The sequence below is a fragment of the Streptomyces sp. NPDC000348 genome, assembly GCF_042898795.1.
Classification (GTDB): Bacteria; Actinomycetota; Actinomycetes; order Streptomycetales; family Streptomycetaceae; genus Streptomyces.
Window position 1 is genome coordinate 248,812 of the sequence record NZ_JBIAZD010000009.1, and the last position, 19,828, is coordinate 268,639.

Below are 19,828 nucleotides of genomic sequence, written 5' to 3' on the forward strand. Positions count from 1 at the left end.
GCCCCCGGGTTGTTATCCCCCGCGGTGCGGGGGGGGGGGGGGGGGGGGGGCGGGCGGCCCTGGCTTAAAAAATTGGGTGGGGTGATGAAAAACCACCCCCCCCCCCCCCCCCCACCGCCGAGCGCACGCCGCAGCGCGGGCTGCGGCCCAACAGCGACTGTCCTCGGGCGTCTCGATCGACCGGCAGCTGGGGCAGCGGCTGCTGGGACAGTTTCTGACCCAGGCCCCGGTCGGTGTGCTCATGCTGGACGGCGACGCGATGATCGCCTGGAACCAACGAGCCGCCGGCGTCCTGGAGCTGACCGAGCCGAACTCGGTGCGCCGGCCGGTGACCGATCTGTTCCCCGAAGACCAACGAACCGCGCTGCACCGTTATCTGACCACCTCCGGGCAACGCCGCGACGCCGAGCCCGACGCGATCTTCGAACGCGTCCGCGGTGATGGCACCTCTCAGGCCCTGCGCATGGCTGTGCGGCAGGTCCTGGACACCGAGGGACGCAGCCGCACCCTCGTCCTGACCGAGGACGTCACCGACCGCTTGCACGCCCAGCGCAAACTCGCCGAACGCACCAGCCACGCCCTGCTCACCGCCGAAGTCGCCGCGGCCATGACGGCGCCAGGACCACTGGACGAACGCCTCCACAGGTGCGTGCGCGCCGCCACCGACCGCCTGGGCGCCGACCGCGTCTGTATCTGGAACCTGAACACCCGCGGCGAACTGGTCCACGCCATCTGCACCGAGGACAACGACGAGCACCCCGACACCTCCTTCTGCGAGACGGCTCAGCGCGCCCTCGCGCAACAGGTCGTCGCGGCACGCCGTCCGTACCTGGACACCCCGTTCCGCACCGACTCGCACGCCGGTCGGCTGACGAGCAGCCGGGTGTCGTTCACCGGCTTCCCTCTCGTCTCCGGTGGGGAACTGCTCGGCGTGCTGTCGCTGACCACGCGCTTGGCGCTGCCCGGCACCGTCCTCGCCACATTGGAGAACATCGCCGACCAGATAGCCATCGGCACGCAACAGGACCGCCTGCTCAACCGCCTCAGTGAGGCGACCCGTGCCCTCGAACGCCCCCTGCTCCCACCCCGGCTGCCCGACCTGCCCGGCTTCGACCTCGCCGCCCGCTACGAACCGTTCAGTGAGGGTCTGCACATCGGCGGTGACTTCTACGACGCCTTCACCGCTCCCGACGGCCGCCACGTCCTGGTCCTCGGCGACGTCTGCGGCAAGGGCCCCGACGCGGCCGCCATCACCGGCCTGGTCCGCCACACCCTGTGGGCCGCCGCCCAGCACACCAGCAACCCCACCCACGTCCTCAGCCTGATCAACAACGCGCTGCGCCGCCAGAACACCCCCTTCTGCACCCTCATCTACGTAGTCATCGACACCACCCACACGCCCACCCGCCTCCGGATCGCCAGCGCCGGCCACCCCGCACCGCTCCTGCGCCGAGCGAACGGCGAGACCGCACCGCTGGAGACACGAGGCGCCCTGCTGGGCGTACTGGAGACGCCACGCCACCCGGTCACCGAAGCGGAACTGCGACCCGGCGACACCCTGGTGCTCTACACCGACGGCTTCACCGAGGGAGCCGGCGCCGCAGACCAGCGGACCCCGGAAGACCTCGCTGCCGTCGTCGCCTCCCTGCCGCCGACCGATGCGCCGATTCCCGCCGAGAACGTAGCCACCGCACTGATGGACGACGCCCACCGCTGGTGGGGCGAACGGCTGCGCGACGACCTCGCCGTTCTGACCCTGACCGCAACTGGCGACCCACGGCCCGCCCGGGGAGACCGCCGACACGAGCACCGGTGACGACACGGAAAGCCCTCCGACGACCGGCCCGGGACGCTGTCAGCCCTCGGCCGGGGTGAGGCGACGGCAGGTGCCCTCGACCCACTCACCGATCATTTCGGAATGAGGTTCGGAGCCGTCGCAAGCAGATGATGCCGCAGGGGAGTTGGAGCGGTCCGAGGCGGAGGTCGGCCCGTATCGCGCAGCGGGTCCGCAGGCGTTTGAACCGGTGGAGCCAGGCGACGGCGCTCGACGACCCACCCGGCCCTGTCCAGGCCGGACCCGTGGGCGGCGCCCTTGGGCGCGGTCTTCGGTGTGATGCCACGAGCGCTGAAATGATCAGTTGGTGCTGTGTCCCGTGACCGAGCGCACGAGCCGACCGTACGACGGACTTGATAGTCTCCATGGGCCAGTCGAGCCACACCCGAGGCCAGGGAATCCGGTGCGAATCCGGAACTGACGCGCAGCGGTGAGGGGGACGGGCGGGGCACGACGCCACTGGGAGACCGGGAAGGCGCCCCGACCGGACGAACCCGAGTCCGAAGACCTGCTGGCACCTTCGCGCCCCCGGCGCGGAGGGACGTCCGTAGGCCAGGCTCCGCGTACGAGCCCCGACCCCAGAGGCATGCCCGTGCTCCGTACCCCCGCCCTTCTCCGCACCCCGGCGCTTCTCCTCGCGTCCGCCCTGCTGCTCACCGCCTGCGGCTCCTCCGGCGACGACGATGCGAAGTCCGAGGAGACCTCCGCCGCCGGCTACCCGGTGACGTTGGACAACTGCGGTGACGAGGTCACTCTGAAGTCGGTGCCGAAGCGGGCCGTCTCCCTCAATCAGGGCACCACGGAGATTCTGCTCTCCCTGGGACTCGCCGACCGCATGGCCGGTACGGCGACCTGGACCGACCCGGTGATGAAGGGGCTGGGGAAGGCCAACGCGTCCGTGCCGCGTCTCGCCGACAACAACCCCTCCTTCGAGGAGGTCCTGGGCGCCGAACCCGACCTCGTCACCGCCTCGTTCGTCTCCACCCTCGGCAAGGGCGGGGTCGCCACCCGCGAGCAGTTCGAGAAGTTGGGCGTGCCCACGTACGTCTCGCCGTCCGATTGCTCCGAGGGCAAGGACAATGACAGCGGCGGTGACGGATCGCGCAGCGAACCGCTCACCCTCGACGCCGTCTACGGCGAGATACGCGACCTGGCCCGCGCGTTCGGCGTGCAGGAGCGCGGCGAGAAGCTCGTCGCCTCGCTGAAGAACCGGGTGAGCGCGGCCACCGCCGGACTGCACGCATCCGACGTCTCCCTCATGTACTGGTTCGCCAACTCCCAGTCGCCCTACCTCGCCGGCTGCTGTGGCGCACCCGGCGCCATCACCCGCGCCGTCGGTGCCGAGAACGCCTTCGCGGACACCCACGACGAATGGCCCCGGATCAACTGGGAGACCGTCGCCGAACGTGACCCCGACGTCATCGTGATCGGCGACCTGACCCGCAAGCAGCAGACCGCCGAGACCGCCGCGGCCAAGATACGCTTCCTGGAGACCAACCCCGCCACCCGCAATCTGACCGCCGTGAGGAAGAAGCGGTACGTCCTGTTGAGCGGGCAGGCGATGAACCCGTCCATCCGCACCATCGAGGGCATCGAGAAGGTCGCGGCCGGTCTGCGCGGCTTCGGGCTCGCCGAGTGAGCGTCCGCACCCTGCTGCTGCCGGCCGGCGGACTGGCCGCGCTGCTCGCGTCGATCGCCGTGGCCGTGACGATCGGCCCCGCCGACATCTCCACCGGTGACGTCTGGGCGTCCGTGGCGGCCCATCTCGGCCTCGGCGAGAGCGCGCCGGCACCGCTGCGGGACGGCATCGTATGGAACCTGCGCATGCCCCGCACCCTCCTCGCCGCCGTGTGCGGCGCCGGGCTCGCGGTGTGCGGGGTGGTGATGCAGTCGCTGCTGCGCAATCCGCTGGCCGATCCCTTCGTCCTCGGGGTGTCCTCAGGCGCTTCGACGGGCGCGGTCGCCGTGGTCGTGCTGGGGGTGGGCGGCGGGGTGGTGTCCCTGTCGGCGGGTGCCTTCCTCGGGGCGCTGCTCTCCTTCGCGCTCGTGCTGCTGCTCAGCCACACCCTCGGCGGCAGCACCGACCGGGTCGTCCTGTCCGGGGTCGCGGCCATGCAGCTGTTCTCGGCGCTGACCTCCTTCATCGTCCTCACCTCGGCGGACGCGGAGACCACCCGGGGCGTGCTGTTCTGGCTGCTCGGCTCACTCACCGGCGCCGACTGGGGCCAGGTACTGCTCTGCACCGTCGTCCTGACGGTGGTCCTCGTCGTCTGCCTCGGGTACGCGAGCACGCTGGACGCCTTCGCGTTCGGTGACGAGGCCGCCGCCGGACTCGGGGTCCGGGTCGCCCGCACCCGTCTGGTCCTGCTCTGCGCCACCGCACTGCTCACCGCCGCGCTGGTCAGCTGTGCCGGTGCGATCGGCTTCGTCGGCCTGGTCCTCCCGCACGCCACCCGTGCCCTCACCGGCGCGGGCCACGTCCGCCTGCTGCCGGTCACGGCGCTGACCGGGGCGGTCTTCCTGGTGTGGGCGGACACCCTCGCCCGTACCGTCCTCGACCCCCAGGAGGTCCCCGTGGGCGTGGTGACGTCCCTCATCGGCGTGCCGGCGTTCGTGGCCGTGCTCCACCGCGGACGGAGAAGGACGTGACCGGCCTGGACGCGGACCGCGTCGTACGGCGCCTCGCCGACCGGCTCGTCGTCGACGGCGTCACCCTCACCCTGCGCCCCGGCGAGACCGTCGGCCTGCTCGGCCCCAACGGCTCGGGAAAATCCACGCTGCTGAGGCTGATGGCCGGGGTCCTCGCACCCACCGCCGGAGTCGTGACGCTGGACGGGCGCCCACTCGCCGAGGTCGGCCGCCGCGCCACCGCCCGCCGGATCGCCACCGTCGAGCAGCACGCCCACACCCAGACCGAACTGACCGTCCGGGACGTCGTCGCCCTCGGCCGCATCCCGCACCGCCGCGCCTGGTCGCCGCCGACGGCGGCCGATGCGGAAGCCGTTGCCGAGGCTCTGCGGCGCACCGGACTGACCGACCGGGCCGACCAGTCCTGGCACACCCTCTCCGGTGGCGAACGCCAACGCGCCCAGATCGCCCGCGCCCTCGCCCAGGAACCCCGCGAACTCCTCCTCGACGAACCCACCAACCACCTCGACATCCAGCACCAGCTCGACCTGCTGGACCTCGTGGCGAGCCTGCCCGTCACCACGGTGATCGCCCTGCACGACCTCAACCTCGCCGCGATGTACTGCGACCGCCTGCTCGTCCTGCGCGACGGCCGCACCGTCGCGGAGGGCACCCCGGCCGAGGTCCTCACTCCCGCTCTCATCGAACAGGTCTACGGCGTTCGCGCCGAGGTCACCCATGTCCCCGACCGCCCCGTGATCCGTTTCCTGCGCCCGGCGGTCCGGGACGGACACCCCCCGAAGAGGAATGTGACGAGCGATGCCTCGACAGCGCCCTGAAGCAGCGGGCACGAAGCACACCACCGCCGAACCGGTACCGTGCCGTGCCGTCGTCTGCCGGGGCTGCTGCTGCGGAACCCCGAAAGTCGCCGGCGTGGATCACGACCGACAGCTCGCACGCCTGGCCGAGGAGGTACTCGTACGCGTCTCGGACTGCCTCGACGTGTGCGAACACGCCAACGTGATCGTCGTCCAGCCCTCCGCTGCCGCACGGGCCGCCGGCGCTCGTCCGGTCTGGCTCGGTCTCGTCAACGACTGTGACGCCACCGAGGACATCGCCGCCTGGATACAGGCCGGCGGCCCTGGTGTCGCTCCCTGCCCCGACATTCTTGATCTGTACGTGTTCACCCCGCCCCGGAGAGCGCGAGGAGCGTGAGGGCGGTCCGTCGGCGGTCAATCGCGTCGATCGAGGCGGATCCGTGTCGAGCACGGTATCGCTCACCCGAAGAACTGGCGTGCTCCGACCCGCCATCTCGGCCGCCGCGAGCACATGGGTCACACCGTCCAGGCCATCGCCGGTCTGCTGTCCCCCCAGCAGACCGCGGACCTGACATCAGCACGACCGATGTGAACGCCGGGCCCCGCCGCGATTCTCAACGCCTCCCTGCTTGCCGTGCACGAGCTCGTTGGACAGCGCGGGAAGAGGGCCGCCCCAACTGTCGAGGAAGTACACGGATGTGACTCGAAGGTCACCCGGACGCGTTATGAGAGCACCCAGTGATCGTCCACGTCAGCACATCCGCCATGAACATCCCTTCCGGCGCGGAAACTACGCGGTGCCCCCCGAACCTCACTCCGGAACCCGCGAGAACACCCGCGCCAGACGATCTCGTGCCAACGATCACCCCGCCTGCTAGCGTGAGGACTTTACCGGCGCATCACACCGGTCCCACTGAACTGCGGAAAAGAGCTTGGCGGAGCATCAGCCCGCGACAATCGAATTCTGATCAATTTTGAAACTTGCATTAACACTTTCGATTGCATCACCTTGCCTATAGAACACGGTAATTGAACACGGGGGTGCGTATGGACGAACAACTGACTGCCTTGGCGACGGCAGCCGCAACCACGGTGATGAACTCACTCGCCACCGATGCCTGGGAACGGGTGCGGACGCTGGTCGGACAGCTGTGGCACCGTCCGGAGCAGGTGGCCGCCGTGGAAGAGCAACTGGAAGACGCCCGTGAACTGCTCCTCAGCCCGGCCCATGAGGACGACGCGCTCGACCTCGCCGCCGCTTGGCGGTTGCGGTTCCGTCAACTGCTCGCCGCTGACGAGACGGCGGCACGGGCTCTTGCCGAGATTGTCGCCGAACTCACCGCCGAAACAGGTGAAGACGGCACGCAGGAGTGGGAAGCCCAGCGGAGTCCGGAGATGCGGGCGCAAGCCGGCGGCGACGCACAGGTGTACCAGTCCGGCCGCGACATGACGAACATCAGGCTTCCATGACGTCCCGCAGGGATGGCGGGGAGATGGCCGGGGACGTCGAGCTGCATGCCTGGGCCACTCAGCGTGGCACCGTATATCAGTCAGCGGGGGGCATGGTCGTCGTCCACGGCGGCGTGAACCACCACCGGCACGAGCACCATCACTCAGGCGGCGAGGAGTCCGTACGGACCACCACCCCCTCGACGGTCGAGGAGTGCCCGTACCCCGGACTGCGCGCATTCGGCAGGGACGAAGCGGAGTGGTTCTTCGGCCGGGAAGTCCTCGTCAGCAGGATCATGAACCAGCTTGAGCTCTGTCTGACCGATCACAGTCCGCTGGTCGTCGTCGCTCCCTCCGGTGCGGGCAAGTCTTCGCTGCTACGTGCCGGGCTGCTTCCCGAGCTGGCCAAGGGCCAGCTGCCCGGATCCCGGCGCTGGCCACAACTGCTGTTGACCCCCACCGCTGATCCGCTCGAGGCGCTCGTCTCCGGCCTGAGCAGACTCACCGGATCCGAGGAAGCACTGGTCGCGGATGCCATGGAAGCCGGTCCCGGCAGCCTGAGCACTCTGATACGTGAGCGGCTCGAACTTCCGCCGGAGAGCCGGGTGGTGCTCGTCGTGGACCAGCTGGAGGAGCTGTTCACCCTCTGCCAGGACGATTCCGTACGCCGCAGTTTCGTTGACGTGCTCGTCGGCCTGGCCGGTACGGATGAGCCCGTCATCCTGGCCGTCTACGGTCTGCGCTCGGACTTCTACAGCTCTTGCACCGCGTTTCCCCACCTGCGTGACGCCCTGATGAACCGCCAGGTCATCGTCGGCTCGATGAGTGACGACGAGGTGCGCAAGGCGGTGATCAAACCAGCCGCGCGGAGCGGTCTGTTACTTGCGCCGGGGCTGGTGGACGTCATTCTGCGAGACCTGCGCGGCGCGGCCGGACCGGAGGAGGGCGCGTACGAGGCCGGGCGGCTTCCGCTGCTCGGACACGCGCTGCGGGCCACCTGGCTGGAACGCAGGGACAACACGCTGACCGTGGACAGCTACCGCGACACGGGAGGCATCGACGGCGCGGTAGCGGCCACCGCCGAGGAAGAGTTCGGAAAGCTGAGTCCGTCCGCCCAGCAGGCGACGCGGCTCATGTTCCTCGGCCTCATCAGGATCGGCGAGAACGGGGAAGTCACCCGCCGCCGTCGTACTCGCGCCGATCTGCTGCTGGCCGCCGCCGACCCGGAGGCGGTCCCAGAAGTCGCCGAACGGTTCACCCGCGCACGCCTGCTCACCCAGAGCGCGGAGCGGGAGGACGGCGTCGTCACCGTCGAGGTCACGCACGAGGCACTGCTGTGGGCCTGGCCACGGCTGCGCCAGGAGTGGATAGGGGCGGGCAGGAGCGGTGTACCGGTCCGACAGGAGCTGGAAGAGGCAGCCGTCGCCTGGAAACACGGCGGACGGAACGACACGACGGTGCTGTACAAGGGGGCCAAGCTGGAGGTGGCCCGCGCCTGGGCGTCGGGCGCGAGCCCCGAGGACCTCACCCCGCTGGTCACAGGGTTCCTCACCGCTTCCCGGCGCCACCAGCGCAGGGTCCGACGGATCCGGCGCGGCGCGGTGACTGCCGTCGTCGTGCTGGCGCTGCTCGCCTCGGGGTTCGCGATCTTCGGCTTCGTCCAGAGGGGCAATGCTCTGGAACAGCGCGACAACGCCATCTTCGACCGGGTCAGCGCGGAGGCGGATCGTCAACGCGAAACCAACGGTGCGCTCGCCGCGCAGCTCGACCTCGTCGCATACCGGATGCGGCCGACGGCCGGACTGCGCACGCGGCTGATGACGGCGACGGCCTCCGTGCTGTCCACGCCGCTGCCAGGGCAGTTCGGCGCCTTTCCCTCAGTGGCGTTCGGCCCGGGCGGCCGACTGGCCACTGCCGGCGGCAAGGTGCGGTTCTGGGACGCCTCGGACCCAGTCCACCCGGCCCCGGTGACCTCCGCACTCAGCGCGGGGGAGGGGGTCAACGTGGGACCGGTCGAATACAACGCGCGGGGCGACCTGCTGGTCCAAGGCGGCTCGGACGGCAGCATACGGATCCTGGACGTCTCCGACGCCGGTCACCCGGTGGCGCTGTCGGATCCGGTGGCGGTTTCGGAGGGCCAGGTGGTGAGCCTGGAGCTCAGCCCCGACAACCGGGTGCTGGCTCTCGGCACCAGACTCGAGACCAACGGCACGTCGACCGGCGATGTGCAGCTGTGGGACGTCTCCGACCCGAGGCGTCCGCAACGGCTGAGCACCGTGGTATCCGTCCAGCGGCAGGGCATCACCTCCGTCGCTTTCAGCCCTGACGGCGCCACCCTCGCGGTCAGCGGCGGCACCGGCCCGGGGACCGACCGCAGACTGCTGTTGCGGTCGTGGGACGTATCGCGTCCGTCCCTTCCCAAAGCGCTGGGGGGCGAGTTGGGCGGTCACAAGGGCGTGATCCACCAGGTGGCGTTCAGTCCCGTCGGGCAGGTGATGGCCACCGCCGGGGGCGATGGCAAGGTGCTCGTCTGGGACGTATCGGACCGACAGCGGCCGAAGGTGACCACCACTCTGTTCCATAGCACCACCGTCGACGTGCTCACCTTCAGCCCGGACGGGCAGGTCCTCGCCACTGGCGACAACTCGGGGAGCATCACCCTCTGGAACATCGGTGCCGCGGCGCAGACAAGGGCGATCGCCCCCCTGCTGCGCGGACACACCACCGTCGTCAGCCGTCTGGCTTTCGACACCACCGGGCGAACCCTCGCCAGCGCCGGCGGGGACGGCAAGGTGCTGCTCTGGCGGCTGCCTCCGACACTGGCCGTCACCGATGGCGGTCAGGGGGTCGGCGCGCTGGCGCAGACCGGTGACGGACGGCTTCTCGCGGTGGCCTCCGGCCTCCACGTAACTCTCTGGGACGTCTCCGACCCGAGCCGACTCACCCGGCTTGGCGCGCTTCCGCCATTCCGTACGAGGGTGGACGCGCTGGCCATCAGACCAGGGAAGTCCGGGACGACTGTCCTGGCCACCGGAGACAGCGGCGGTGGCGTGCGACTGTGGGACGTCTCTGCGCCGGCCCGTCCGGTGGAGACCGGTGGGGCACTGCCCGGGCAGACGAAGCCGGTCTCAGCCCTCGCCTTCGACGCCGGCGGGCACACGCTCGTCGCGGCCTCGATGAACTTGCAGGGCGGTTATGTGGGCGGGCTGCGCGCCTGGGACGTGTCGGACCCACGGCGCCCCGCAGCACTCGGCGGCGAACTGAGCGGACAGCGGTGGCCGGTCAGGGGCCTGGCCGCCGTGCCCCGCGGCGGGTACATCTACAGCGGGGACATCAACGGCTCCGTCCGTGCGTGGCGGACTGCTGACGGAGTCGTCCCCTCCTTGGTCGAGCGGGTGGCCAGTGCCCAAGTGGTCTGGTCCCTGGCGGCCGGCCCGGACTCGCGGCTGATCGCGACGGGCAGCGGAGACAGCAGAATCAAGCTGTGGGACGTATCCCGGCCGATGTCCCCGAAAGCCATCGGGAAACCGCTGCTCAGCGGCGGCATCGTGACCGGCGTCGGCTTCGCTCCGGATGGCAGGCTGCTCGCGGGGAGCAACGCCCTCGGGCAGATCCGCCTGTGGGACGTTTCCGACCCCGCCCACGCGGCCGCCTACGGGCTCCCGGTCACGGGCCACATCAACTCGGTCGCGGCACTGAGGTTCAGCCCGCACGGAGGCTTACTGATCACCGGTGGCGAGGACGGCACCGTACGACTCTGGCAGACCGACCCCGTCCGCGCCCGTGCGATCTTGTGCGCATCGACGCGTGAGGCCATGAGTCCTGCCCTGTGGAAGAAGTACGTGTCACCAGACCTGGCCTACGACCCGCCCTGCGGCGGATGACACCGGCTCGCGGATTCCCGGCATGCCTCCACCCGCGGCCACTGCTCCGGGCAGCGGGCGGGCGCGGATCTTGGCGGGCATCGCGTACCGCTCAACGGGGTGACGACGCGGAAGATCGCCGAGTCGTGCGTGCGAGGCGCTGCCGAGCTTGCCCGGTGCCCGGTCCGACGCGGTGCGGGACGAGCAGGCCGGTGCCCCGGCAGCCGCCGTCGGCGATGACCGGGGCGCCGCGGAAAGCCCGGTCGACGCCGGACTCGCTGCATGTTCGGCTGCCGGGAAGCGGCAGGCCGATGGCCACGACCAGGCGGCTGTCGGCGTCGATGACGACCTGCACGTTGGTGGAGTAGCGGTAGTTCTTGCGGGAGGCGGCGATGCCGCGGTCGCGGGTGGGCGCAAGGGCGCCGTCGACGATGCTGAAGTCACCCCACCCATGCCCGGTCAACGCACCGGTGACGGGACGATCTCGGTGCGCAAGGCCATGACTTACCTCGCGTAACACTTGGCGAGTTGATCACGCTGTTCCAGATGTACCGGTCGTTGACCGGTGAACATCTCGTAGCTCCCCACCGCTGGTGCGGACTGCGAACATTCCGCCCAGTTCCACCTGAACCCGCTCCGTCGAACCCTGCGCCCTTCCCGCCCAGATCGCTCATCGACCGCCGCCACAACCCACAGAAGAGCCTGCTGTCTTTGATAACCAAGAAAGTCCGGCCCGCCGCGCCCCGGCACGCCCGCACCGTCACCCACGGCCGGACCAGGGGCGTCTACCTGCCCCGTCTGGCGGACGCGACCGCGTCCTCGATGGTCACTTACGGCATTCCGCTGCTGGTGCTGGGCACGACGAACTCGTCCTCCCTGACCGGCATCGCCTTCGTGCTGACGTGGGCGCCGCGGTTGTGCACGTTCGGTCTGGCCGGTATGGCTGTCGACCGCTACGGACCCGCGCGGGTGTTCCGGCTGGCCGCCACAACTCGGGCCTTGGTCATCGGGCTTGTGACGCCCGCCCTGGCGATGACCGATGACGACAGGGCTTTGAGTCTGGTGATGTTCCTGGCTGCGTGCGCGGGGTGCCTGACCCAGTTCAGCTACATCGCGGCTGAAAGCGTCGGCGCGGTCGCCAGTAGGGACGCGGGCGACGCGGCTCATCGCGTCCAGTCGGTCCTCCTGGGCATCGATCAGACAGCCGCCTTGGTCGGCCCGGCGGCAGGCGGCGTCCTTCTCCAGTGGGACGGCCCCAGTGGCATGCTCACCGTGATCGGCGGCTTGTCGATCCTGTCGGCAGCCATATCCCCGCACATACGCCAGGCGCCCCCACAAGCGCCGAAGGCAACCGTGCCCGTGCCACAAGGGTGGCGCACCGGCTGGTCCACCCTGCGCAGGTTGCCGGCTCTCGCATGGCTGGTGGCCGGGCTGGCGTTCTCCAACCTCGCCCTCGCCCTCGTGGAGGCGGCGACCCCGGTGATCGTGGTGAAGCACCTCGGCCGATCCAGCGCCTCGGTCGGCGTGATCTGGTCCTGCGCGGCCGCCGCGTCACTGCTGGCGGTCGCCACCTGCCGCGTCATGATCGACCGGTGGGGACTGCCGAGAGTGGGCCGCTGCGCCGCCCTGGTGACAAGCGTGCCGTGCTTCTTCATCGCGCACGCCGACTCCTACCGGACGTACCTGGTACTGATCGCCGTCTTCATGGCCGGCGACAGCGTCCTGGCCGTCGTACTGCGCACACTGCGGTCCCACCTCATCCCCGCCGAGGTGTTCGGCAGCACACTGTCCGTGACCGTGCTGCTCCTGCTCCTGCCCTACCCCCTCGCCGGTCTCCTCATGGCCCTCGTCGACCCGGCAGCCATACGGACACTGATCACCGTCTGCGCGGTACTGCAAAGCCTCGGACTCGCCTGCGCCCTCACCTACGGCATCCGCTCCCGGCCGCACCGCGGCAAGCACCGCAGATGAGATCCGACGCAAGGCCCCGCACGCGGCCGGGCGAGCATGCCGCCGCAGCGATCGGTGGAGGGAGGGAACGGCCGCATTGCCGGGCCCGGGGCGGTTTGATGGTGCGGCGCGGTGTGCGGGCCCGCGGCCCGGGGCTGTGGTCAGGCGGTGGCCGGCCGGCAGTGCCGGTGATCCGGTCCCGGATCGCGAAGCGGACGGCCGTCGACGTGGGCCCGACCGCCGAGCGCCACAATGGCCGGAAGGCACCGACACGTGCACCGAAAGGATCATGAGACGGATGCCCGGCCGAGCCGGGCTCGTCCTCCTCCGCCACCGCGTCTCCTCCGGTGAACCGCTACGGATTGCCCCTCGCCGATCACGTGGCGGAGCCGAACGGGTTGCAGGCCCGGAGCCGCACGGTTCTCCCCGGCCGATGCCGGAGGCGTAGGTGTCCGGGGGCGCTGCCTCCCCGCGCAGTTGCCGCGAGCCGGCACGGCCTTGCACCCGGACCCCGTGGTCATTCGCGGAAGCCGCGAGCGCCGGCCGTTCGTGGCCGGCGGCTCAGGTCGTCGACGTGGGGCAACCGCGTTCGGCTGCGGCGTGAGGGCAAGCCTGGGTGTCTCCTGTGAATACCACATATTGTTAACAATTTCGTCGGCGATCGCCCTGTGTTCGAAGACGCAAGCACCCAGGAGCCGAGGAGGGCATCCGCGTGAAGCACAGGGCAGTCAAGCGCAGGAGCGTCGTGATCGGAATCGGCGCGACCGCGGGCGTCGCGGCAGTCGGCGGCGTCGCCCTCACCGCACAGGCCGAGAGCACGAAGGGCGTACCCTCCGCGTCCGGCACCGAGTCCGGCAGCTCTGCCCAGCTCGGCGGCGGCAAGCCGATCAGCCTGCCCCGGCTGGGGCTGGCCGCCGGGTACGTAGTCGTGGAGCCGGGGGCCCGAGGACGCACGCTCAAGGACTCCGAGGGCGAGTACTACGGCACCGCCCCCGCCGGCTCCTCCGACGCGATGGCCGGCGACATCAACAACGAGTTCGGCGCGGGCACCGAGCAGTACCGCCACTTCACCCTCTACAGTCTGCGCAAGGAGAAGGGGGCGGGCGCCCGGCTCGCGAGCGACATCCCCGAGAAGCTGCGTCTGGTGAACCCGATGTACCACCTGGTCGACAAGCCGAACCCCGGCCGGGCCAGGCATTGGTGGATCCGGCTCGGCAGTTCCGACTCCGACACCTCCCTGACGGTCTCCGCGAACCTTGCCGCCGCCGCACACCAGCTGGGCGACGAGGTCAGCCACCTCTACTACTGGGACGCCGGCCATGGCGCCAACGAGGACGCCGGCGACTTCATCGAGTGGATCGCCGGGATGGCCGGTTACCAGGCGGTGTGACCTCACTGTGCGAACCGTCGGCCGCCTCGTCCTCCTCCCCGGCCCTCGGACCAGCAAGACCCGGCTCACCACGGGGATTTCCCGTCGAGCGGGAGCGCCGTACGCCTGCGTCCGAACGGCCACCGTGCAGACCTGCCGCTCCGCGTCCCAGGCCCTGTACCGACACCTGCTCGGTCTTCCAGGCCCCGGTCGTGGCGGTGTGCGGCACGGCGTTCTGGCTCATCTGCAGTGTCCCACTTCGCTGTTCAGCCCGACTCTCACTGCGCGGTCCCGTACTGCGCGACCCGTGGAGTATCCGAAAGGCATCTCTGCCCCGTCTCACGGAACACGGACCAGTGCGTTCATCCCAGAGAGCTTATGCCGGGAGAACGTCGGCGGACCGTTCGGAACTCACGGGACGTTTGAAGTCTGATCAAAGAAGGAGCGCCGCTGACCTGTAGTGGTAAGGCCTCTGCGGGATGTCCTTCAAGCCGGGCGGGTGCGTCAGGCGGGGTGTTCTACCGTGGCCGGCCAGACTCCCCGTTCAGAGAGGTGAAGCACGAGGGCCGCGATGTTCCAGGCGTCGTCCTCCCCCCGGTGGTGACGGCCTTCGAGCCGCTGCCCGGCGATCTCCAGGGCCTGTGCCATGCCGGGGCGTTTGCGCAGACCGTATGCCTCGGTGAAGACGACCTTGGCATTGATGTGACGGCGGTTGAAAGGGTAGGGCGTCCGTGTGGCCTGACACTGCCGTGTGAACCGACGGCGGTCGTAGTCGCCCCAACTGACCCACGGTCGGGCGCCCGCGCGGTGCTCGGCCGCCAGTAGTCGGCACGCTTCGGCGAAGGTGACCCCCTGACTGACCTCGTGTTGAGTGAGGCCGGTCAGCTCCGTGCAGAACTTGCTGACAGTGGACCGGGCGGGCCTCACCAGGATCCGGTGTCGGGCGAGACGCTCGCCGGCGTCCAGGTCGATGACAGTCAGCCCGATCTCGATGATCTCGCTGACCTCGCCAGACGGCTGGGAACCAGCCCAACACGTCGCTTCGACGTCCACGACGTTGACGAGATTCTGGGTCCGGGTGCTGTCCATGGCAGGAAGCGTAGGGAGAGGCAACGGCTGGAGCACGTAGTTTTCTAGGCTGCCCTGACGCCGATCCGCTCTGCACCGACGGCCGGGGCATCCCGCTCGCGGTGTCGCTGATCGGTGGCAACCGTGGGCGACGTCGGTCGACTTCCGAGGAGTCGCCGTTGCCTCGATCCGACTTCGGCTCCGGTCGCGACCCACTGGAGAGAGCCAGTAGTACCCCTTCGTCCCGTCGAGCGGCTCCCTCACGATGCCCGCGTGCCCCGCGTGCCGCCCGGTCTCCTCAACGAGATGGATGAGCATCCGGCGGAGGTTGGCGTTGCCGGAGTGGCGGTCGGGGTGGCGGCCGACGTCATCCGAAAAGGCCGCGTTCACGCCCTCGTTGCTTATGGACATCGCACTCCACCGACGGATCCTCACAACGTGAGCCCGGCCCGCCCCAAGCGGCTGACACCGCGCCGGTTGTAAGGCATTCCCGATAGGGCAAAACGCGCTTCTGAGGGCCCTCAGCCCGTCGGGTGGGAGCCCGGGGTGTGGCCGAAGGTGCGGCGGAAGACGTCGATGAAGGCGCTGGTGGACGACCATCCGCACTGGTGTGCCACCGCGGTCACCGGCGTCCGCTCGGTCAGGAGGACCAGTGCGTGGTGGAGGCGAAGCTGTGTGCGCCACTGCGGGAAGGTCATGCCGAGATCACTGCGGAACAGCCGGGACAGGGTGCGGTCGCTCGCCCCGACCTGGCGGCCGAGTTCGGCGAGGGTGCGGCCGTCACCCGGGGCGGCTTGCAGGATGTCGCACAGAGCGCGCAGCAGGGGTGCGGTGGGAGTGGGCAGGTGCAGCGGCTGCTGGGGGGACGCCCGCAGTTGGTCGAGGAGCACCGCGCGAAGGCGGGCCCGTTCAGGGCTGTCGTCGTCCTCGGCACGTGTGTAAGCGATGATCAGTTCGCGCAGCAGTGGGCTGACAGCCAGCACGGTCGGTGCGTCGAGGCCGAGTGGGTTCTCGGTGGCGGGCAGCCCCACCAGGTGCAGGTCGAGTTCGCCGTAGGCCCGGTGTGCGTGCACGGTGCCGGCGGGCACCCAGATGGCACGCGTGCCCGGGGCGACCCAGGATCCCTCGCCGGTCGTGACGGCCAGTACCCCGCGGCCTGCATAGATGATCTGGTGGTCGTCGTGCCTGTGGGCATCGATCGAGCCGCCGGACGCCAGCGACTGGGTGCGGGTCGGGGCTACGGGATCGTGGCGGATTTCCATCATCATGTGGCAGTTTATCGGAAGCGCGACATGATGCCGAGTCCGGAACATGGCGGGATGCGAAGGAACACATCGATCGTCCTGCTGTCCGTAGGTCACGCCTGTGTCGACATCTACCAAGGTGCCGTGGCGGCCCTGGTGCCGTTCTTCGTCACCGAGCGTGCCTACACCTACGCGGTCGCCTCGGGCGTCGTACTGGCCGGCTCACTGCTGTCCTCGGTGGCGCAGCCGGTGTTCGGCGCGCTCACCGACCGCTGGGCCATGCCCTGGCTGCTGCCGGTCGGCACGCTGCTCGGCGGTGCCGGCATCGCGCTGAGCGGCCTGAGCGGCTCGTACACGCTCACCCTCGCATGCGTTGCGGTATCGGGGATCGGCGTGGCCGCCTACCACCCCGAATCCGCCCGCGTCGCCCGCATCGCCGGCCAGGGCAGTCACCGCGCCATGAGCTGGTTCTCCACGGGCGGCAACATCGGCTTCGCGCTGGCCCCGTTCATGGTCGCCGCAGTGATGGCCACCGGAGGACTGAGCTGGACACCCCTGCTGGTGTTGCCGGCTCTCGCCGGTGCCGCGATGTGCCTGCCCGTGGTGCACGCCCTGCAGCAGAGGCAGGCCGCAGGAACCCGCATGACGGTGCCCGCCGGAAGCGACGACACCGCCTCCTTCGTGAAACTGTCACTGGCCGTGGCCTTCCGATCGATCGCGTTCATCGGTCTGAGCACCTTCATCTCGCTGTACGCCCGCCAGCGCCTGGGCGGCAGCACGGCCGCGGGCACTGCAGCCCTGTCCGTGCTCTACCTCGGCGGTGCGATCGGCTCGGTACTCGGCGGGTCCCTGGCCGCCCGCTGGGACCGGGTGACGGTCTCGCGCCGGTCGTACCTGATCACGGCCGTGGCCATCGCAGGCGTGGTGTGGGTGCCCGGCCCAGCCATCTACCTGTTCGTGGCACTGGCCTCGGGCGGCCTGTATGTGCCCTTCTCACTGCAGGTCACGCTCGGCCAGGACTACCTGCCCTCCCGTGTCGGCACCGCCAGCGGGATCACCCTCGGCCTGACCGTCAGCATCGGCGGCCTGGCCAACCCCGCCATCGGCGGTCTCGCCGACGCCACGTCCCTGCAAACCGCCCTGGCACCTCTCGTCCTGATGCCCGTGCTGAGCTGGCTGTTCTTCCGCACCCTGCCCGAACCGGGCGTGCCGCAGCCTCAGACCGGGATATCTGCGAAGGGAGACGACACCGGTGCCGCCCCCAGTCCCACCCCTGCCGACTCCCGATGACCGGCCCCTACGACGAGGCCGTCGTCCTGTCGCTGCGGTGAGTCCGCAGGCACCGGACGCCCAGGACCACTGCCCGCTCCGGGCTGGGAAGGCGAGCGGCCTCCGCGACCGGGACGCGAAGTACACCGACTCCTTCGCGCCCGAGTACCGGGCGGCGTCATCAACGAGTACGGGTACGCAGTCTGACCAGCGGCGACGAGTTTCCGAGCGGTACAGGACGACGCCGGCCGAGCGGGCTGAGGGACTGCGCAAGGAGCTGGGGGAGAGCGATGCCGTTGGGATCGAGGTGACCGGCCTACTGCGCGTCTCGCGGCTTGCACGGCTACGGACGCACCCGTTTCCGCGCCCGTCCCACCACTCGGCGGAGCATCAGTGCGGCCAGGACCCAGCAGGTGGCCAGGCGGGCCCAGGGGCCGCCGCCGGGGGAAGGTCCGCCGGGAGGGGGCCGGACAGGATCAGGGCGGTGATGCCGGTAAGAGGGCCGACGGCGTACCACAGCACGGCGATGATGGGGCCGGCGTCGGCGAGGAGCGGGCCGCTGTAGAGGATCCAGGCAGGTACGGGTGGGCGGTAGGCGCTCAGCAGGCCGGCGGCGACGAGGACGGGGACGGCGGCGAAGACGAGAGGGGCCGAGGGGAGGCGGGACAGGGCGAGAGGCGCCGCGAGGACGCAACCGGTGGCGGCGAGCGCGAGGGTCGGAACGAGGGCGTGGGCGAGCGCGATGCGCTCGTAGGGTCGTGGAGACCACGCTGCGCGCCGTGCGCCGTCGCCGTCCAGCCGGGCCGGCTCCATCAGGTTGGAGGCAGCGAAGTAGCCGAGCAGGGCGGCGACCGCGGCCGCGAGGTGGGCCGTGCCGCCCCGGGCGCGGGCCGAGGCGACCGCGGCGGCCCCGGCGAGAACGAGCAGCAGGAGCACGAGGGCGGCCCTTCGGGGGGCCATGAGGAGGGCCACTGTGTCGCGCCGGGCGACGAGGAGGCGGGGGGAGCGTGGCGGGGCGAGCCCGGCGGCCCACCGCTCGATGCGCCCACGGCTGCGGGACTCCGGGCCGCCGGTCATGGCGAGCCGGGCCGAGCGCATGTCGATGGCCAGGATGCCGGCCGGCACACCGCCGGAGGCGCGGGCTCGTGACCGCAGCACGGTGGTGGGCAGTTCCGCGACGGTCTTCCCCGCGTAGGCGAGGACGATCGCCGTTGTCGCCCTCCGCGCGCAGTACGTCCACGAGGCGGACGCGGGCGCCGGGGTCGAGGCGTTGCTCCGGCTCATCGAGGACCAGCAGGTCACGGGGGCGCAGCGGCGCCGACGCGAGGAGCATGGCCTGAAGCCGGCCGGAGGACAGCGCACCGGGCAGCGAACCGGCGTGGCCGGTGAGCCGATGCTCGTTCAGGAGCCGGTCGACTTCGCGCACCGGTACGCCGTGGGCCACGGCGACCAGCTCCAGATGCCGGCGGACCGTCAGGTCGGGGTAGCAGCTCAGCGCGTCGCCGACGACGGCGACCCGCGCCCTGACCCGCGCGTCGTCCTCGCTCATCGGCTCGCCGTCGAACTCGACCGAGCCGGTGGTGGGCCGGTCACGCCCACACGCAATACGCGGCAAGGTGGACTTCCCCGAACCGTTCGGGCCGACCAGGGCCACGCGTTCACCCGCCGCGACCTCCAGGTCGACTTTCCTGAGCACCTCGCGCTCACCGAAGGCGCGACTCACCCGCGTAACCGCCGGCAAGGCTGCTCGCACCCCCGCGGCTCTCCTCCCGGACGACACCTGTCGTACCAGGAGCCGAATCCATAGGACCAACGCCATCTCGGTTGCGGGTCGCGGCGCTGATACGGGTGGTGGACGGGGCGCTCGTGCCGGTCGGGCGCGTGATCACCGGCACGCCGGGGCTGCCCGCGGCCGCACCGTCGAGTCGCTGTGCTTCAGCCCCTCGGGAGTCCGCACCGTGTTCGTGTGCTCCCTCGGCATGGTCATCGGGGCCACCTCCCTGACCGGAGTGAAGGCCTTGTCTCCGTGCGAAGGCCAAGTCGAGTGCAAGGAACGGGTGTTCGGCTTCCCGCCCGCCGAGTCCGGTGCCCGAAAGCGCGGGCCCTCGGCCCGGTTTGCCGTACTGCGAGTAACAAGATCAAAGTTGATGTACGCGCCTCGGGCAACCAGTTGGGATGCCCGGTCGAGGCGTCCAGTTGAGGCGAACCGACCTTTCAGGCGCACGCGATCCGCGGCGCCCCGGACGAATCCCAGGAAGCCACATGCAGCCGTCGTACGACCGCCTTGAACAGGCACACCAGGACTACCAGCACCACTTGCGGACCTGCCGCCAATG

Annotated in this window: 13 protein-coding genes, 4 pseudogenes and 1 riboswitch; of the genes and pseudogenes, 10 read left to right on the plus strand and 7 right to left on the minus strand. The window is 70.2% G+C overall.

Going from position 1 to position 19,828, the window contains the following annotated elements; all coding sequences use genetic code 11:
• Positions 1-214: 214 nt before the first annotated feature.
• Positions 215-1,816 carry a SpoIIE family protein phosphatase gene (locus ACFY3N_RS19895; RefSeq protein WP_390818095.1) on the plus strand — a complete coding sequence of 534 codons (1,602 nt, stop codon included), beginning with the start codon at positions 215-217 and terminating at the stop codon, positions 1,814-1,816.
• Between the two features lie 85 nt (positions 1,817-1,901).
• Here the strand turns inward: ACFY3N_RS19895 and ACFY3N_RS19900 are convergent.
• Positions 1,902-2,124: pseudogene (locus ACFY3N_RS19900) on the minus strand (IS5/IS1182 family transposase); the annotation flags it as partial.
• Positions 2,125-2,188: 64 nt separating this feature from the next.
• Positions 2,189-2,365, plus strand: a riboswitch (cobalamin riboswitch).
• A 55-nt stretch (positions 2,366-2,420) separates the two neighbouring features.
• Between ACFY3N_RS19900 and ACFY3N_RS19905 the strand changes: the two are divergent.
• The 6 genes from ACFY3N_RS19905 (at position 2,421) to ACFY3N_RS19930 (ending at position 10,613) form a co-directional block, all read left to right on the plus strand.
• The gene (locus tag ACFY3N_RS19905) at positions 2,421-3,473 is read left to right on the plus strand and encodes an ABC transporter substrate-binding protein (RefSeq protein WP_390817999.1); all 1,053 of its coding nucleotides are present in this window, start codon (positions 2,421-2,423) and stop codon (positions 3,471-3,473) included.
• Positions 3,470-4,483, plus strand: coding sequence for an iron chelate uptake ABC transporter family permease subunit (locus ACFY3N_RS19910; RefSeq protein WP_390818000.1), 1,014 nt, complete (start codon positions 3,470-3,472; stop codon positions 4,481-4,483). The genes ACFY3N_RS19905 and ACFY3N_RS19910 overlap by 4 nt, the downstream gene beginning before the upstream one ends.
• Positions 4,480-5,301: an ABC transporter ATP-binding protein gene (locus ACFY3N_RS19915; RefSeq protein WP_390818001.1), complete on the plus strand. Its 822-nt coding sequence runs from the start codon at positions 4,480-4,482 to the stop codon at positions 5,299-5,301. Before ACFY3N_RS19910 ends, ACFY3N_RS19915 begins: the two co-directional genes overlap by 4 nt.
• Complete coding sequence (locus ACFY3N_RS19920; protein ID WP_390818002.1) at positions 5,282-5,677, plus strand: (2Fe-2S) ferredoxin domain-containing protein; 396 nt, start codon at positions 5,282-5,284, stop codon at positions 5,675-5,677. Before ACFY3N_RS19915 ends, ACFY3N_RS19920 begins: the two co-directional genes overlap by 20 nt.
• Positions 5,678-6,327: 650 nt before the next feature.
• The gene (locus ACFY3N_RS19925; RefSeq protein WP_390818003.1) at positions 6,328-6,750 is read left to right on the plus strand and encodes a hypothetical protein; all 423 of its coding nucleotides are present in this window, start codon (positions 6,328-6,330) and stop codon (positions 6,748-6,750) included.
• The gene (locus tag ACFY3N_RS19930) at positions 6,747-10,613 is read left to right on the plus strand and encodes an NACHT and WD repeat domain-containing protein (RefSeq protein WP_390818004.1); all 3,867 of its coding nucleotides are present in this window, start codon (positions 6,747-6,749) and stop codon (positions 10,611-10,613) included. Before ACFY3N_RS19925 ends, ACFY3N_RS19930 begins: the two co-directional genes overlap by 4 nt.
• 169 nt (positions 10,614-10,782) lie before the next feature.
• Here ACFY3N_RS19930 and ACFY3N_RS19935 read toward each other — a convergent pair.
• Positions 10,783-11,025 (minus strand): annotated as a pseudogene (locus ACFY3N_RS19935) (IS5/IS1182 family transposase); the annotation flags it as partial.
• A 278-nt stretch (positions 11,026-11,303) separates the two neighbouring features.
• Between ACFY3N_RS19935 and ACFY3N_RS19940 the strand changes: the two are divergent.
• Together ACFY3N_RS19940 and ACFY3N_RS19945 are read left to right on the plus strand one after the other, a co-directional pair.
• Positions 11,304-12,563, plus strand: coding sequence for an MFS transporter (locus ACFY3N_RS19940; protein WP_390818005.1), 1,260 nt, complete (start codon positions 11,304-11,306; stop codon positions 12,561-12,563).
• 691 nt (positions 12,564-13,254) lie between these two features.
• On the plus strand, positions 13,255-13,932 hold the full coding sequence (locus tag ACFY3N_RS19945) for a hypothetical protein (protein ID WP_390818006.1): 678 nt from the start codon (positions 13,255-13,257) through the stop codon (positions 13,930-13,932).
• Between the two features lie 483 nt (positions 13,933-14,415).
• Here ACFY3N_RS19945 and ACFY3N_RS19950 read toward each other — a convergent pair whose 3' ends face one another.
• The 3 genes and pseudogenes from ACFY3N_RS19950 to ACFY3N_RS19960 all read right to left on the minus strand — a co-directional run bounded on the left by ACFY3N_RS19950 (position 14,416) and on the right by ACFY3N_RS19960 (position 16,244).
• Positions 14,416-15,000, minus strand: a complete 585-nt coding sequence (locus tag ACFY3N_RS19950) for an exonuclease domain-containing protein (RefSeq protein WP_390818096.1) — start codon at positions 14,998-15,000, stop codon at positions 14,416-14,418.
• A 234-nt stretch (positions 15,001-15,234) separates the two neighbouring features.
• A pseudogene (locus ACFY3N_RS19955) lies at positions 15,235-15,579 on the minus strand (DUF664 domain-containing protein); the annotation flags it as partial.
• Positions 15,501-16,244 carry an AraC family transcriptional regulator gene (locus ACFY3N_RS19960; RefSeq protein WP_390818097.1) on the minus strand — a complete coding sequence of 248 codons (744 nt, stop codon included), beginning with the start codon at positions 16,242-16,244 and terminating at the stop codon, positions 15,501-15,503. The pseudogene ACFY3N_RS19955 and the gene ACFY3N_RS19960, both read right to left, overlap by 79 nt.
• Before the next feature lie 54 nt (positions 16,245-16,298).
• On the opposite strand from ACFY3N_RS19960, the gene ACFY3N_RS19965 reads away from it, so the two are divergent.
• Positions 16,299-17,513, plus strand: a complete 1,215-nt coding sequence (locus tag ACFY3N_RS19965; protein ID WP_390818007.1) for an MFS transporter — start codon at positions 16,299-16,301, stop codon at positions 17,511-17,513.
• A 369-nt stretch (positions 17,514-17,882) separates the two neighbouring features.
• Here ACFY3N_RS19965 and ACFY3N_RS19970 read toward each other — a convergent pair whose 3' ends face one another.
• The gene (locus ACFY3N_RS19970; RefSeq protein WP_390818008.1) at positions 17,883-18,776 is read right to left on the minus strand and encodes a hypothetical protein; all 894 of its coding nucleotides are present in this window, start codon (positions 18,774-18,776) and stop codon (positions 17,883-17,885) included.
• Positions 18,777-18,828: 52 nt separating this feature from the next.
• Positions 18,829-19,311 (minus strand): annotated as a pseudogene (locus tag ACFY3N_RS19975) (ATP-binding cassette domain-containing protein); the annotation flags it as partial.
• Between the last annotated feature and the right edge of the window lie 517 nt (positions 19,312-19,828).

Bases quoted from the DNA above. Each gene is read 5' to 3' on its own strand.
- ACFY3N_RS19905 (WP_390817999.1), top strand. From the start codon at position 2,421: ATGCCCGTGCTCCGTACCCCCGCCCTTCTCCGCACCCCGGCGCTTCTC.
- ACFY3N_RS19920 (WP_390818002.1), top strand. From the start codon at position 5,282: ATGCCTCGACAGCGCCCTGAAGCAGCGGGCACGAAGCACACCACCGCC.
- ACFY3N_RS19925 (WP_390818003.1), top strand. From the start codon at position 6,328: ATGGACGAACAACTGACTGCCTTGGCGACGGCAGCCGCAACCACGGTG.
- ACFY3N_RS19930 (WP_390818004.1), top strand. From the start codon at position 6,747: ATGACGTCCCGCAGGGATGGCGGGGAGATGGCCGGGGACGTCGAGCTG.
- ACFY3N_RS19950 (WP_390818096.1), bottom strand. From the start codon at position 15,000: ATGGACAGCACCCGGACCCAGAATCTCGTCAACGTCGTGGACGTCGAA.
- ACFY3N_RS19960 (WP_390818097.1), bottom strand. From the start codon at position 16,244: ATGATGGAAATCCGCCACGATCCCGTAGCCCCGACCCGCACCCAGTCG.
- ACFY3N_RS19965 (WP_390818007.1), top strand. From the start codon at position 16,299: ATGCGAAGGAACACATCGATCGTCCTGCTGTCCGTAGGTCACGCCTGT.
- ACFY3N_RS19970 (WP_390818008.1), bottom strand. From the start codon at position 18,776: ATGAGCCGGAGCAACGCCTCGACCCCGGCGCCCGCGTCCGCCTCGTGG.